The sequence below is a fragment of the Thermoanaerobacter kivui genome, from assembly GCF_000763575.1.
Lineage (GTDB): Bacteria > Bacillota > Thermoanaerobacteria > Thermoanaerobacterales > Thermoanaerobacteraceae > Thermoanaerobacter > Thermoanaerobacter kivui.
Window position 1 is genome coordinate 2,247,100 of sequence record NZ_CP009170.1, and the last position, 14,985, is coordinate 2,262,084.

The window sequence follows — 14,985 nt, forward strand, 5'->3', positions numbered from 1 at the left end:
CTAATATATTGAGTTATAATCTCTCCGCTACTAAGTTTAATTATATCACATTGGTTTATCATAAAAATTTATCATATGATAAAATTTCAAAGGTTTCCCTATACTGATAGAGAAACCTTTGAAACTTGAGCACCGTTATTTTCACAATGGAGTTTATATACTCTATAATCTATCTCCATGCTAGTATACACACTTCCTACTCCTTCTACTACTGTATCTACCTTATCTTCCGAGCAAATAGCCATAATTGTGGGGCCTGCTCCACTTAAAAAAACAGAATAAGCGCCTGCTTCTAAAGCTTTTTCAAAACAGGCATGCATTTCAGGTATAAGTTTAGAGCGGTATTTTTGATGGAGCATATCTTGAGAGGCAATCTTTAACAAGTCGTACCTTCCACTAAACAAAGCAGCTGTCAAAAGAGAAGACCTACCTGCATTGAATACAGCATCTTTAAAATCTATTTTTTGGGGCAACATACTCCTTGCAATCTCTGTTTTTAAAAGTTTTTTGGGAGTAAAGGCAATAAATTTTAATTCTTCTTCTAATTCTTTTTTTACATAATAAGTAGTATTACCATCAAAAACCGTTACATTCAGTCCTCCATTTAGAGCAGGAGCTACATTATCGGCATGTCCTTCCATAGAAGCCGCAAGGTCTAAAATTTCCTCATGTGTTAAAATACCTCCTGCAAGTTCATTTGCTGCTAACATCCCACCAATTATCGCCGCCGCACTACTTCCAAGACCACTGCCTATGGGAATACCATTTCTTATCTCTATTTTTAATCCCTCATATTGTGTCTCAGTTTTTTCAAAAACTCTTTTAGCCGCTTTATAGACGAGATTATCCTCAGTTGTTTCTATTTCTTTATAGTCCTCTCCTGAAACCTCTATCAAGAGCCCTTCTTCTATAAATCCCATAGAAATTTCTGTATACAAATTTAGTGCCACTCCTATGCAGTCAAAGCCCGGTCCCAAATTTGCTGAAGAAGCGGGAATTCTCACTTTTACCATGTCACTCTCCATATAAAACTTCCTCCAATGCTTTTAGATTCGCCTCTATCGTTTTTATCTCTCCACCTAATTTAACAGCAGTATCTGGATCCTTTAATCCATTTCCCGTTAAAACACAAACAACAGATTCTCCTTCTTTAAAAAATCCTTCCTTGTATTTCTTAATAACCCCTGCAATAGAAGCCGCTGAAGCAGGTTCTGCAAAAATACCTTCACTTTTGGCTAAAAGCGCATAAGCTTCCAGTATTTCTTCATCTGTAACTTTGTCAATGATTCCACCCGACTCATCTCTCGCAGCGACAGCCTTTTCCCAGCTGGCAGGGTTACCTATTCGTATCGCTGTTGCAATAGTCTCAGGGTTTTCAATTACTCTGTTTTCAACTATAGGTGCAGCCCCAGCTGCCTGAAAACCTAACATTTTAGGAAGTTTCTTTATTTTCCCCGCATTATAATATTCTTTAAAACCCATCCAATAAGCTGTTATATTTCCCGCATTTCCTACAGGAAGTGCAACATAAGAAGGTGCATCTTTAAGTTCGTCACATATTTCAAAAGAAGCTGTCTTTTGCCCTTCTAATCTATAAGGATTTATAGAATTTACCAACGTTATAGGAAATTTTTGTGAAATCTCTCTAACTAACCTTAAGGCATCATCAAAATTCCCATTTATAGCAATGACTTTTGCCCCATAAGCAATGGCTTGGGCAAGCTTTCCTAAGGCGATTTTGCCACCCGGTATAAGTACGATGCTTTTAAGCCCTGCTTTTGCCGCATAAGCAGCCGCAGAAGCAGAGGTATTCCCTGTTGAAGCGCACACTACGGCATTAGAACCCTGCTCTTTCGCCTGTGACACTGCTACAGTCATCCCCCTGTCTTTAAAAGAACCTGTTGGGTTTAACCCTTCGTATTTTAAATATATTTTTATACCAGGAAAAGCTTTTTCAAGATTTACAGCTTCTATAAGGGGGGTGTTGCCTTCTTTTAATGTGACTATGTTTTCCTCTTTTATTTTAGGCATAAACTCTCTATAAGCTTTTATTACACCTTCACAGCGCATCAATTATTCCCCCTCTACCCTTATAACGCTCTCGATACTCTTTACTTCTTTGAGATTTTGTATTTCATCCAGTGCTTCAAATACTTTTCCTGTATTCGCAATATGAGTAATCAAAACAATCTCTGCAGTATCTCCCAAAACTCCTTTTTGTACAACAGACAAAAGGCTTATTCCTTTGTCTCCCAGTATTCCTGTGATTTTACTCATCACTCCCGATTTATCAAGAGCTATAAGTCTTATATAATATTTGGATACAGTATCCACAATAGGAAGAAGGTCAGCATCTTCACATCCATTTTGAATTACAATATGGTTTTTCACATCCATTATGTCCGCAACAACAGCACTGGCAGTAGGCATCATACCTGCACCCTGCCCATAAAACATGACTTCTCCTACCGCATTTCCATCTACTAAAATAGCGTTAAAGACACCATTTACCCCATTTAAAGGATTGTCTTTCTTTATCATGACAGGATGTACCCACGCTTCTAAACGGTCTTCTTCATCAATTTTTGCGTAAGCTATGAGTTTTACATTATGCCCCAATTCTTCTGCATACTTTATGTCAGATTTAGAGACAGATCTTATACCTTTTGTATAAATTTTTTCAGGCAAAATGAATTTGTTAAAAGCTAAAGTGCACAGTATGGCAAGCTTTCTTGCAGCATCGAAGCCTTCCACGTCGTCTGTTGGATCTGCTTCTGCATATCCTCTTTGTTGGGCATCTTTTAAGACTTCTTCAAAGTCAAGGCCTTTTTCTTTCATCTCTGTCAATATATAATTTGTAGTTCCGTTTAATATTCCTTTGATTTCGTATATTTTATTTGCCGCAAGACATTGTTTTAATGGCCTGATGATGGGAATACCACCACCAACCGATGCTTCATAGAGAAGACTTACTTTATTTTCTGTCGCAAGTTTTATTAGCTCTTTACCGTGAACTGCTATGACTTCTTTGTTTGCAGTGACAACATGCTTACCTTTTTTGAGAGCTTTTATGATATATTCCAAAGCAGGGTGTTCTTTTCCCATAACTTCTACTACAACATCTATTTCTTCATCTTCTAAGATGTCATCTGCATTAAAAGTTATTTTTCCCTCTGCAAGGGGTGTCCTCTTTTTATTGAGGTCTTTTACAAGTATCTTTTTTATCTCGATTTTTTCACCTATCTTTTTTTCAATGTTTTTACCATTTTGATTGATTAAATGAACTACACCTGTTCCAACTGTGCCAAGACCCATCAATCCTATTTTCATTTATATCCCCCTTATTCTCCTAAAATTTCGACTTTCCTCACACCATTTTGACTGAACAATTTCTCAAGAAAATTTTCTAAGCTTATTTCCATGTACTGGGTGTCAATAGAAATAGTAACACTTGCAACGCCCATTGAAGGAATACTTTGATTTATAGTGACAACATTACCCCTCACATTTGCCACCACGTCCAAAATAGACGAGAGCACTCCTGGCATATGTTCTAAAACCATAGAAAGAGTTATGATTTTCCCTTTGCTAAATTTTGAAAAAGGAAAGACATAATCTCTATACTTGTAAAAAGCGCTGCGGGATATCCCTACTTTTTTGACTGCTTCGTTGATGGTTTTTACTTTACCTGATTCCAGCAATTCTTTTACCTTTAGGGTTTTTTTGAGAGAGTCAGAAAGAATTTCCTCTCTTATGATATAAAGTTTGCCGTCCTCTCCCACAAATTCCACCTCCATTGTTTTTGTTGTATAAACATTATTCCATATATGAGATACATTTTACCACATAAAATTATAAAAATCAATAGCGGTTTACGTTTACTAAACAAAAAATTAATACTAAAAAAGTAAGATAAGGGTTAATGTATTTACATAAGGAGTTCCAAATAAAAAATTTTCAGTAATAAATATTCACTAAAAAATCATTAAAAACTCAATTTTTTTCTTTATTTTTCGCTGTAGTATAACATATTGGCATACTTATTCACTAATATGCATTTTTTATTGTTAACACCTCACAAATTTTTTGTATTTAAGAAGGATTTTTTAAAAAAGCGTCGAATATATTGTTTGTAAAACTATTACCCATTAATTTATCAACATTTTGCATTTTTACCTTCATCTTATCTATCTGTTACATTAATGAGCGTCAGGGAAAGTATATTTATCAGAAAGAGGGGGGTGTATTGATTTTTTAATTTATTTAAAATTTTGTAACTAAGCGAGCAAATTTTTAAAAATGGGGGTTGACATTTAATGTCAAAATCAAATCTATTTAGAAAGAAAACTTTAGAGATGGTATTGTCAGAAACGGAAGCTGCTGAATACAAATTGAAGAAAACTTTAACTGCAATTGACTTAATCGCATTAGGATTGGGCGCAATCATAGGTACTGGTATATTTGTTATTACTGGTGTTGCCGCCGCTGAAAAAGCTGGTCCCGCAATTGTGCTCTCTTTTATTTTAGCAGGATTGGCTTGTGCTTTTGCAGCAATTTCTTACGCAGAATTGGCATCAATATTCCCAATTGCAGGTTCTACTTATAACTACACTTATATTGCAATGGGAGAATTTATAGCTTGGATAATAGGATGGGACTTAATACTTGAGTACGTCTTTGCTCTTCCAGCAATTGCTTTAGGTTGGTCTGGTTATTTCACTAACCTCCTGGCAAGTGTGGGAATAAATATTCCTGCTTGGGCAGCTAACTCTGCATGGCAAGCACCCGGAGGACTTATTAATCTTCCAGCAATAGGAATCCTTCTTGTCATTGCAATCTTAAACTACATTGGAGTAAGAGAAACTGCTACTGTTAACAACATTGGCGTTGCCTTTAAAGTGTTTGTAATTCTCTTCTTTATCTTTGTCGCTGTATGGCATGTAAAACCATCTAATTGGCAACCCTTTATGCCTTATGGATGGCAAGGAATATTCCATGGCGCAGCAATTATCTTCTTTGCATATATAGGTTTTGATGCTGTTTCCACAGCTGCTGAAGAGACAAAGAATCCAGCAAAAGATATGCCTATTGGAATTTTAGGATCTCTTGGAATCAGTACCCTTTTGTACATCGCTGTTTCAGCAATTTTGACAGGTGTTGTTTCATACACTGAGTTGAACGACCCAGCTCCTGTTGCAAAAGCTCTTAACTTGATAGGTCTAAACTGGGCAAGAGGACTTGTATCTTTGGGCGCTATAACAGGTATTACAACAGTGTTACTCGTTATGTTCTACGGATCTACAAGAATAATCTTTGCTATGTCTCGTGATGGATTACTTCCACCCGCTTTTTCAAAAGTTCATCCAAAATTTAGAACACCTACTCTGGCTATATATCTCATAACGATTGCAACAACTTTAGTGGCAGGATTCTTACCAATTGGCATAATCGCAGAACTTGTAAATATAGGAACTATGTTAGCTTTTATACTCACTTCTATCGGTGTAATAGTATTAAGATATACACAACCAGACTTACCAAGAAAATTCAGAGCACCTGGTGTACCATGGACACCTCTTTTGGCAATTCTTTTCGTACTTTCACTCATGCTATCTCTGCCATGAGAGACATGGGTAAGACTTATTGTATGGCTTGTAATAGGGCTTCTCATTTATTTCGGTTACGGAAGACATCACAGTATACTATCCAAAACATCAGAAGGACAGCAACAATAGAAAAAACGCGGCAAAGTTTCATACTTTGCCGCGTTTTTTTTTATATTTCCATCACATCACTTTCAATGTTTCTCAAAGCCATCCTCACTTCAAATTTTACCCTTGACTTTTTAAGCATATCCGTTACAGTAGCAAAAGCAAGTTCTGGCTTGTTGTTATTCTGGCTTAAATGACCTAAAAAAGCTATCCCTATAGCTTTCATTTTAAACAGTTTCATGAGAACATCCGCAGCTGCGTCATTAGAAAGATGGCCCAAATTAGATAAAATCCTTTTTTTAAGTGGCCAAGGATATGAACCATTAATAAGCATTTCTACATCATGGTTTGCTTCTAAAAGTACCACATCAGAATCTATGAGATGATTTGCCACACCTCTTGTCATGTACCCTAAATCAGTAGCAATGGAAATTTTTTTGTCTCCGCATTTAAATGAAAAACCTACTGGCTCTACGGCATCATGGGGTTTTTTGAAGGACATTATTTTTACATCCCCAATTTCAAATTCTTCACCTGTGGTAAAATAGAGTTTGTTTTTTTCGGAAATTTCTTTTATGTCTTTCTCCATCGCATCCCACGTAGCTTTATTGGCATATATAGGTATATTGTATCTTCTTGAAAGTATCCCTGCACCGATAATATGGTCTTTGTGCTCGTGGGTTATGAGGATAGCAGATAGGCTTTTGGGGTTTACGCCTATATTAAGTAACGCTTTTTCAATTGTTCTACCGCTTAAACCCGCATCAACAAGTATATTCACATCTTTATGATTTATGTAAATAGCATTTCCACTGCTTCCTGACCTCAATGAACAAAACTTCATAACCAATATACCCGCATTGCGGGTATCCCCCTTTCACTTGTTTTCAGATTAATTATACCAATTTCTATAAGGTAAGTGAAGAAATTTTATTCTTTCGCGTAAAATAAAATTATATACAAGCAACTTGTGTGCAAAATTTTCACGTTTTAAAAAATGCCTATGTTTTAACCAATGACTTACATGATTTTTTAACATCAAGTTGTCAACATATTCACACACATTTGTGGATAAGTTGCTTAAATAATAAGAGGGGATAAATCCCCTCTTATAGTGAAAGACCTAACTTACGTCCTTCAGAAATAGCGTTGACAATTTTTTTACTTCTTTAGCATCTCCATATAACATGAAGCTTTTCTTGTGGCAAAACCTTACTGACCACTTCGTAAAGAGAAGAATCCGGTTTCAAACCCACCGCTAAAACTATAGTATCGGGAAGCAGCAGCTCTTTTTCACCTTCGGGTGTCTCCACCAAAAGCGCTTTTCCTACTTCCTTTAAACGAGTTTTTACATAGATTTCCACACCCCGTTCCTTTAAGCGCTAACTTTATGTCCTCTCACGGCAGCAGTATAAGCCGCTTCCAAGCCGGCAAGTCCAGCGCCAATGATAAATACTCTCTTTCCAGGTTGAGTTGCTTTAGGTATTTCGATTTCTTCCTCCATGCCAACAAATGGGTTGAAATTACAGCCAAAGCGGCGTCCTGCTCTCAATTCGTCCAGACAGCCCTGGTGGCAAGCAGCACAGCGGCGTATTTCCTTGCTGCGTTCTGAGGTAGCTTTTTCTACAAATAGCGGATCAGCCACCAAAGGACGTCCAAGAGCAACTAAATCAGCTTTGCCTGAAGTCAATATCTCTTCTGCCAATTCTGGAATCATTGCCTATCTCTTTCTTTATTTCCTCTAATATTTCCATCACAAAGCGAACTCTATTTTCAAAACTTCCACCGTATTCGTCCTCTTTTTTGTTGGTATATGGTGACAAAAACTGGTGAATGAGATAACCATGTCCAAACTGGATTTCCAATGCATCTGCACCAGCTTCATAAGCTCTGACAGCAGCTTTTACATAAATATTTTGCCATTTCTTTATGTCCTCATGAGGTATTCCTTGTGGTGCGGAATTTCTTTGCCGGATGGGGCCACGTATGCGGATTCTAAAACAATTAAACCCACCCCTCCCTTTCCTCTGTTAAGATAATATCCTATCAATTCTTCCGTAACCTGCCCCTCTACTGTAGCATACCCTGTTTTAACAGGAGCCATTACAAGGCGGTTTTTAAGCTCTATCCCCCCGAGTTTTATGGGTTTTGTAAGCTCCATATTCTCACTCCTTCTCTGCTATGAGTTTTAAAATAATGTTCATAATTTATTTATTCGACACAAAAAAGACAATTCCTTCTTGTTTTTTTCTCTATCAAAGGGAGGGGTATACATTTTTAAGCGTTTTTCTCACTTTTCAGATAATCTAAAATATCTTTTAAGCTTGCAAAAGCTACTCCAATGCTTGTATCTGCAGCACCATAGTAAATTATAAGCTTATCTTCTTCTTTTCTGTATATTGCCCCTGTTGGAAACACTATATTCACTGCATTGCCAATCCTTTCATATTCTTCCTGCGGCGCAAACACCCACTCTTTACTTCTCCTTATCACCTTTTGTGGCTCTTCTAAGTCCAAAAGTGCGAGTCCTACTCTGTAAACAGCTGTAGAAGCAGTGTAGCGAATACCGTGATAAATTATAAGCCATCCTTCTTCAGTTTCAATAGGAGGTGCTCCTAATCCCACTCTGTGGCAGTCCCACATTCCCGGCCTTGCGGGCAGCAAAATCTGGTGCTTGCCCCAGTAGGTTAGGTCATGAGAAAAGGAAATCCAGATGTGTCCCTCTCCTCTAATTATTGGCCTATGTATAAGGGCATATCCGTCTTTAAATTTTTTGGGGAAAAGACAGCCGTCTTTGTCTTCTGGCGGCACCAAAACTCCTTTCCTTTCAAATCTTTTAAAGTCCTCTGTAAGCATTAATGATATTACAGGACCACCTGGAGAAAAAGAAACATAAGTTATGGCGTACTTTCCCATATCCTCTAAGTACACAATCCTAGGGTCCTCAAGCCCCCACATCTCTTCATTGTAATTTTCATCTGGCAAGAGAGTGGGCTTATCTGGTATCTCCCAATTTGTAAGGCCGTCCCTGCTTTTGCAAAGTGTAAGATGAGAAAATCCGTCTTTGGTCTCTACTCGGCATAAAAGATAGACATAGCCGTCAAATTCTATTACTCCTGGATTAAACACTGCATTTGCATCATAGGGAATATTATCTCTTGTCAGTATGGGGTTTTTCTCATACCTTACAAAAAGCTCCTTATCGCGCATTTTTATCACTCCTCAGTTTTTCTATTTGGAAGGAATACACTTCTCTTAATTTTATAAAAAATTCCGTATACTCTTTTGTCTTGTAATCTGGATAGGTCCAAGGAAGAAATTCATATTTGCCCTTCGTATAGTAAAGGGTCACCTCTGCAAAGATGCCTTTCCCAAGGTATATCCTGTGGTAGAAGTTTTTCGTCGAAAAAAGCACTACTTTGGCCATGTCTATGTAACCAGGGTCTATATTAACTTTTCTTTTTCCCTCCTTAGAAAAAATTTCTTCTGCAGAATTTGTAAATAGCTTCCATTCATACGATTCATCTGGACTAAGAAGTTTTTCAAAGGATACAAAGCGCTTTTTTAAATCTTTTCCCATCTTTTCTTCATAGTAATCAGTAAAGTCAAAGGGAAAAGGGCCTGCTTCAAGGTCTATTTCTCCCCATTTTTCTTTTAATTTCTCTATCGCTTCTTCCACTACATCTTCTTCTTTATATATAAAGCCGCAAAAAAGTTTTACAGGCAGCACTTCTTTCACTTTCCCCAATTTTAATTCCCTCCATAAAAGTAAAAGCTCGAGTGTAAAGCAAATACTTCCACGACCACAGAGGTAAGGAAAAAGATTGCCTCAACACTGCAATAATAGAAAAAGCAAGTAAAGCCCCAAAAAACATGCGCAGAAAAGCTACATCAGCAGTAGTAAAACCCAATTTAACTATCAGCCTGACAAAAAGACCTGTCGTCCCCCACAGTGCACCTGCCGAAAAAGCAAGCACTTCCCCTTTTCGCACTCTTATTTTCTCCTTTCTTTTCTCCTGGCAATTATGTCATTATTCCACTTCATTATAATTTCTTCAATTTCCTTTTCTGAAAGGGTTGGCTTTAAATACATGCCTTTATCAAGCCTCTGCTTTAAAGCCTCATAAAGTATTATGCCTGTCGCCACAGATACATTCAGGCTTTGCACCATACCCATCATAGGTATAACAATTCTTTCATCCGCAAGATTTAATATATCCTCCGACACGCCTTTTAGTTCATTCCCAACCACCAATAAAGTAGGCTTTGTATAATCTATTTCCCGGAAATCTTTTGAGGACTCATCCAGCCAAGTGACAACAACCTGCAAATTTTCCCTTCCTTTTAGCTCCTTTATCGCCTTTTCTCTGTCATAAACCCTTTCAATAAAGAGCCACCTGTTTGCTGCCATTGACACCGCTTCATTTATTTCTATGCCGTTTTTTGCTTCAGAAAAATAGTATACTCTCATCACTCCAACAGCATCGCATGTCCTTAATATCGCCGAAAAATTGTGCTCGTTCGTCACATCATCCACAAAGACGACAAGGTCTTTTTGCCTTTTCTGCAAGACTTCATAAAATCTTTTCAATCTGCCTTCTAGAACTATTATTTTATTAGACTGCATAAGCTATCCCTGCCTTGTGTGAAATTCATACTTTTAGAATGTCACCTGCTACAAAAGGTGTGTTTGAAAGTAGCTCATTATGCCCTTTCACACAAGACACCTTTATTTATAATTTAGCATATTTTAGAGGATTTTGAAATATCCATATCCTAATCTTGTCTTTGCACCTATACCAAATTCAGTAAGAGCTTTCTTTACCCAGTTTTCTACCAATTCTTTTAAGAAAGTATCATCTTTTAAAAAATCTATTGCCCCTTTCACTTCTGATGGAATTTCTTTTTTTATGAGTTCTTTAAAACGGATTTTATCAAAAAGCACACTAAAGTTAAAACTGGTGTTTTCCTTCACTGTCAGAAAAGGTATAGGAATAGGGTTCTCCCAATCGCCTGGTGGCGTTTTCCCTGTATCATCGCTGTAATAACTTTTATAATGTACATTTATTATATCCACATCGAAAAGCGAAACATTGTTATTGATAACCGGAAAGGCATCAAGGAAAAGAAACAATCCTTTAAAATCTTGGGTACCAAAAAGCAATTTATGTAAAACTCTTTTTGGCGAATCTTCTTTCCCTTTATCTTTAGAAGAAGATCTATCAAAAATCAAACCTTCATAAAGCTCCTTTTGTAAATTCTCAATTTCCCCTTCTTCTATCTCTTCACCCCTTGCTTCTTCTATTGCTATATCCCAAAAACTTACCATCCTACAAACACCTTTTAAAGCAGTACCAGGAATATAAGGTATTCCAAATAGATGATGTATTGTAAGAGAAGTTTCTAAAGGATGTTCTACACCTAAACCTATTACCAATCTGGAAGCAGTTGTAATCTTGTATTGTCTTAAAATTGGTTGGTAGCCTTGCTTAGAAAGGTCTTCAACTTGAAGATTAACTTTGGAAAGATAAGCATCAAAATCTAAACTCCTCATGGAGTAGCTGGCAAGGCTAGTTAGAAATGCATTTTTGGCTCCTTCTTTCCCGCTTTCGATTAATTCCCTTCTTATTAGCTTTGAAAATGCTAGAGAAAAATTTTCACACTTATCCCAAGCAATCTTAGAATCATCTTTGTACACAACCCTTACCAAATCCGAAAAACTTTTTATCATTGTCCCTCCCTCTCTCCAAGCGAATTAGCTTTTTCTTCCTTTATTTCAATTTCAACTGTTCTCTTCAGCCAATTTGCTAAGGCTAAAATTTCTGTAGTAGCTAATCGCAGAATTTGAAAATCTTTGTTGACAAATTCTTCAAGAGCATCCTTATCCCTTGGTATGTATCCTCTTTTTTGCAACCACTTGTTTAGCGTATAATATACTGGCTTAGTTTCCTCTTTGGATTTGTAAAAAGCAAGGGTGGAAATCAAACCATTTGAAACGATAAAAGCTGGCAACCTTCTGGCATTTGCCTTGTATTTGTCTCTTTTATCTTTTTCTTTGGGTAAATTTTTTACTTCTTCAAGGCAAAAATTCGCTCTTTCTTGCTCGAGGGTTTTAACTTTCAAACCTTCAACCATCTTTCTTATCCTCCCTTTTAGAGATTTATGGATAAATCTTTACTCTCATAAACCCTTTTCCCGTAGTTTCATCTCCTCCAAGCTGGAGAATAGTTCCATTTAATATTTCATGCAAATTATCTAAAACTTCTGCAGAGTTAAAATAATTCCCTTCCCAAGCTTTTTTAAGATAAAATTCTTTATTTTTTACCTTTTCCAGCCATTCTTTTTTCTCAATCTTATTCTTTGCTTCTTCCCAGTTAAGTTTTCCCTGGGTCTTTTCTTTCACTTCAAGAAGGCAGCTATAAAATTCATCATCTATTCCAAAATAAGGGTCACTAATAAATAAAAGTGAATAAAATACGCTCTCAGAGGGTATGAGTTCTTCAGTAAACAATGCTCCCTCCTTCACCGTCCCTGTCTTTTGGTCAATTCTCACTCTTGTCCTCACCTCAACGGCATAATTTACAAAATCTCTGAAGGTATCATCTGACACAATGGCAAAATGTTTTTCAATATCTGTTGTAAGGAAAGTTTTAGGAAGCAAATTCTTTATAAACTTGACAACTTCTGAAATATTTTGCGACGTGTTTTTTATAGAAAATACAAATTCTTCAAAAGCCACTTGTTTATCATTTATCTCTAAAACTGAAATACTTTCTTTTGGAATCACTGCCTCTCCATCTTTTAAGTGTAAATTATCAATCACTTCGAAATTTTTATTAACTTCATTTATTCCTGCACTTTCCAATTCATCTTTAAATCTCTTCAATACAAAAGGACAGGTAATCCATGCAAACACGCCTCTGACAGAACGAACTGGATAGAGTAAAATCTTTGCATCTGTAATGCTTATACAACTAGAAAAATCGGAATCTTCCTCTGGACCAAAAATAAGATTTACTTTGTCTCTATCCCTCCAAATCCTATAGCAAGTATCCCTTATAACTCCTTTGATTCCGCTGGACCAGAAAATTGGGAAAGCAGTATGTCTTTCCCTCTGGACTGGCAGGTCCACATAAGATACGCTCTGCCCTGCGCCCATATGAACAGGCGTTTCAGCGTAAAACGTTATTAAAGCGCTCTCTTTATACATTTTTTACCTCCTCCTTGCCAATGAGAATTAGATTAGATCCAATAAAGTCCTGCTCACCATTCGGAATTTTAAAAGAGTAACCACCATCTTCATGTAATATGAAAGCTGGATTCACCAAAAGCATATCCCTCTTTGCTTCAAACCACATCACTGTGCCACTTGGAAAAGCCCTCACAGTCTTCCTTATTTTTAATTTGGGTGAGTACCTCCCTACAATTGTGTATTTATCTAGAGCCAGTGAAAACACTTCAAATCCTTCCACGGAAAATTTAAAATCAGGAAAAACTCCAGGGGTCAGAAATAAAACTTTTACAATATCTCCAGCTCTTACTTTTACCATTTGTGAAACTCCTAAATTTTCTCTCAAAAATTCCAGAAAATTTTCCCTCCCCACTTCATAAAAGGCGTTTCTCATCTCACCTCCTATTTTTAAAGCTCTTGGCGGTTGATTAAAAATTTCCATCAATTTATTTTCATCTGAAAAACCTGTTTTCCTAATCTCTTCAGCTTCAAAATCAAATTCTATCCATACAACAAGACTTACATCTTCCTTTAATCTCATAAATTCTATTCTATAAAGTGCGTCTTCTTCTCCCCCTACTGCATTCACTGTGCTATCCATTTTGATTCCAACTCTTTCTTCTTTTGTGAAAATTTCTTTATACTGAAGTATTTCATGTATTTCTATTTTCTCTCCTTTAAGCCACTTCCTGAGCCCTTCTATAGAAATAAAAGCCGGAAAAGTTCCTATATCCTCTTTACCCATATACAGCGGAAATGTTTTAATGTTAGAATCAGCATTAGTATTTTCTTTCCTAAAAAGTTTAGTGTTTAATTCATAAGGGCGAGCATGAAATATATTTTCGATTTTTTCTTTTTTTCTCTCCCCCAAAATACTGCTGGGTTTAGGGAAATAGAGCTTTCCGCCTTTTTCAATAAAAGGACCATAAACATTTTTCAAAATTTTTGATGTGTCAATTTTTGTATGTGCATGGATTTTTGCACAAATAGCTCCTGCTAGTGTGTGAGGATGAGGAAAAATGGAGTACACCACATCGCCCACATTAAAAGGCCGTCCTGAGCCAAAGAAAACCACATCGTAAGGGGTAATTTTAAACTTTATCATACACTTCACTCTCCTGGGGGATTGATTTCTATAAATTCGTATTTTTTTAATTTTGTTAAAAAATCTTCCACTGGTTTCTTCTGAGGCCACTCTTGCCATACCAAAATTACTCCAAAGTAATGATTTTTTGCATTTTTCTTGATTTGTATTATTAAAGGCGAAGTTTTTCTTTTGCTTCCTTTAGGAGAATAAGAGACCTCTGAAGTTTTTAGCTCATGTTTTAGAGCTCTATAGAGATTATCACGCAAGTCATTCATAGCACTTTCATAAGAATTCCAAAATTCATTTTTGGGTTTAATTAGAAATATCTTTGTATTGGTAAAATTAATAAATTCTTGTAAAGGCTTTATTTTTGAAACATCTCTTTGTATATTCAACTCCATCAATTTTTCGTTTATCTCTTTTTTAATCTCTTCTAATTCTTCACCACAAAGGATAAACTCTTCAACAACTATACTCCCAAATCCTCTTCTCCACCTGGCACCAATGCCACCAAATAAGCTTAAGCACAATATTGAATTTTTGAAATCTTTTTCATATTCTTTTAGAAAATGTGGCATAAATCTAAAATTTAAAATAAACTCTTGATTAGGAGCATAAGAAATTCTCACCCTTTCATTGTAATTTGCTACAGCGCCATTTTCCCCCTTTTTTCTTCTATCATTCATACACAAATATGCCTTTTCAGTACTTTGGGGCTTTTGAAGTATCCTTATATAAAATCTTTTGGCTCTGTTCGTGGAACCAAAAACTTCACTTTCCCTTTTTTGCAGGTCCTGAAGATCTTGATATTTTAAGCCCCCATAAAATCTGAACCACCACCTCAGAATACCGTTAATAGATTGCTCTCTCAGTTCAAGCGAATTTTTTCTTGCGCCACCCATTATTATTGGCGTCACTATTTGCAATTTACACTCATAATTCCTCATATTTTCACC

At 36.4% G+C, this 14,985-nt stretch carries 18 protein-coding genes and 1 pseudogene; 1 reads left to right on the plus strand and 18 read right to left on the minus strand.

What is annotated here, in order from left to right; all coding sequences use genetic code 11:
* Positions 1-98: 98 nt before the first annotated feature.
* The 4 genes from thrB to TKV_RS11430 are packed head-to-tail and all read right to left on the minus strand — an operon-like array spanning position 99 to position 3,782.
* On the minus strand, positions 99-1,025 hold the full coding sequence (thrB, locus tag TKV_RS11415; RefSeq protein ID WP_049686030.1) for a homoserine kinase: 927 nt from the start codon (positions 1,023-1,025) through the stop codon (positions 99-101).
* Positions 1,015-2,070 (minus strand): threonine synthase, encoded by a 1,056-nt coding sequence (gene thrC / locus TKV_RS11420; RefSeq protein WP_049686031.1) that lies wholly within the window; start codon positions 2,068-2,070, stop codon positions 1,015-1,017. The genes thrB and thrC overlap by 11 nt, the downstream gene beginning before the upstream one ends.
* A gap of 3 nt (positions 2,071-2,073) precedes the next feature.
* Entirely contained in the window at positions 2,074-3,330 is a 1,257-nt protein-coding gene (locus TKV_RS11425) for a homoserine dehydrogenase (RefSeq protein ID WP_049686032.1), read from the minus strand.
* A gap of 11 nt (positions 3,331-3,341) precedes the next feature.
* Entirely contained in the window at positions 3,342-3,782 is a 441-nt protein-coding gene (locus tag TKV_RS11430; protein WP_049686033.1) for an ACT domain-containing protein, read from the minus strand.
* Between the two features lie 534 nt (positions 3,783-4,316).
* On the opposite strand from TKV_RS11430, the pseudogene TKV_RS11435 reads away from it, so the two are divergent.
* Positions 4,317-5,735 (plus strand): annotated as a pseudogene (locus TKV_RS11435) (amino acid permease).
* 40 nt (positions 5,736-5,775) lie between these two features.
* Here TKV_RS11435 and TKV_RS11440 read toward each other — a convergent pair.
* The 14 genes from TKV_RS11440 to cmr1 form a co-directional block, all read right to left on the minus strand.
* Entirely contained in the window at positions 5,776-6,555 is a 780-nt protein-coding gene (locus tag TKV_RS11440; protein ID WP_049686034.1) for an MBL fold metallo-hydrolase, read from the minus strand.
* A gap of 325 nt (positions 6,556-6,880) precedes the next feature.
* Positions 6,881-7,075, minus strand: coding sequence for a hypothetical protein (locus TKV_RS13690; RefSeq protein ID WP_236617271.1), 195 nt, complete (start codon positions 7,073-7,075; stop codon positions 6,881-6,883).
* Positions 7,076-7,086: 11 nt separating this feature from the next.
* Positions 7,087-7,356 carry an FAD-dependent oxidoreductase gene (locus TKV_RS13695; RefSeq protein WP_236617272.1) on the minus strand — a complete coding sequence of 90 codons (270 nt, stop codon included), beginning with the start codon at positions 7,354-7,356 and terminating at the stop codon, positions 7,087-7,089.
* A 25-nt stretch (positions 7,357-7,381) separates the two neighbouring features.
* Entirely contained in the window at positions 7,382-7,705 is a 324-nt protein-coding gene (locus TKV_RS13700) for an oxidoreductase (protein WP_322785823.1), read from the minus strand.
* The gene (locus TKV_RS13705) at positions 7,639-7,872 is read right to left on the minus strand and encodes an oxidoreductase (protein WP_236617273.1); all 234 of its coding nucleotides are present in this window, start codon (positions 7,870-7,872) and stop codon (positions 7,639-7,641) included. Before TKV_RS13705 ends, TKV_RS13700 begins: the two co-directional genes overlap by 67 nt.
* Positions 7,873-7,988: 116 nt before the next feature.
* Positions 7,989-8,921: a glycoside hydrolase family 130 protein gene (locus TKV_RS11450; RefSeq protein ID WP_049686035.1), complete on the minus strand. Its 933-nt coding sequence runs from the start codon at positions 8,919-8,921 to the stop codon at positions 7,989-7,991.
* On the minus strand, positions 8,911-9,450 hold the full coding sequence (locus TKV_RS11455) for a DUF4416 family protein (RefSeq protein ID WP_236617483.1): 540 nt from the start codon (positions 9,448-9,450) through the stop codon (positions 8,911-8,913). Before TKV_RS11455 ends, TKV_RS11450 begins: the two co-directional genes overlap by 11 nt.
* A complete protein-coding gene (locus TKV_RS11460; RefSeq protein WP_049686037.1) occupies positions 9,404-9,703 on the minus strand; it encodes an EamA family transporter in 300 nt (99 codons plus the stop codon). The genes TKV_RS11455 and TKV_RS11460 overlap by 47 nt, the downstream gene beginning before the upstream one ends.
* 2 nt (positions 9,704-9,705) lie before the next feature.
* Positions 9,706-10,338: a TrmH family RNA methyltransferase gene (locus tag TKV_RS11465; RefSeq protein WP_049686038.1), complete on the minus strand. Its 633-nt coding sequence runs from the start codon at positions 10,336-10,338 to the stop codon at positions 9,706-9,708.
* 123 nt (positions 10,339-10,461) lie between these two features.
* Positions 10,462-11,442, minus strand: coding sequence for a type III-B CRISPR module RAMP protein Cmr6 (cmr6, locus tag TKV_RS11470; protein ID WP_049686039.1), 981 nt, complete (start codon positions 11,440-11,442; stop codon positions 10,462-10,464).
* Entirely contained in the window at positions 11,439-11,846 is a 408-nt protein-coding gene (gene cmr5, locus TKV_RS11475) for a type III-B CRISPR module-associated protein Cmr5 (protein WP_049686040.1), read from the minus strand. The genes cmr6 and cmr5 overlap by 4 nt, the downstream gene beginning before the upstream one ends.
* A 25-nt stretch (positions 11,847-11,871) precedes the next feature.
* Positions 11,872-12,921, minus strand: coding sequence for a type III-B CRISPR module RAMP protein Cmr4 (gene cmr4 / locus TKV_RS11480; protein WP_009609733.1), 1,050 nt, complete (start codon positions 12,919-12,921; stop codon positions 11,872-11,874).
* Entirely contained in the window at positions 12,914-14,047 is a 1,134-nt protein-coding gene (gene cmr3 / locus TKV_RS11485) for a type III-B CRISPR module-associated protein Cmr3 (RefSeq protein WP_049686041.1), read from the minus strand. Before cmr3 ends, cmr4 begins: the two co-directional genes overlap by 8 nt.
* Positions 14,048-14,052: 5 nt before the next feature.
* A complete protein-coding gene (gene cmr1, locus TKV_RS11490; RefSeq protein WP_049686042.1) occupies positions 14,053-14,976 on the minus strand; it encodes a type III-B CRISPR module RAMP protein Cmr1 in 924 nt (307 codons plus the stop codon).
* Positions 14,977-14,985 lie beyond the last annotated feature (9 nt).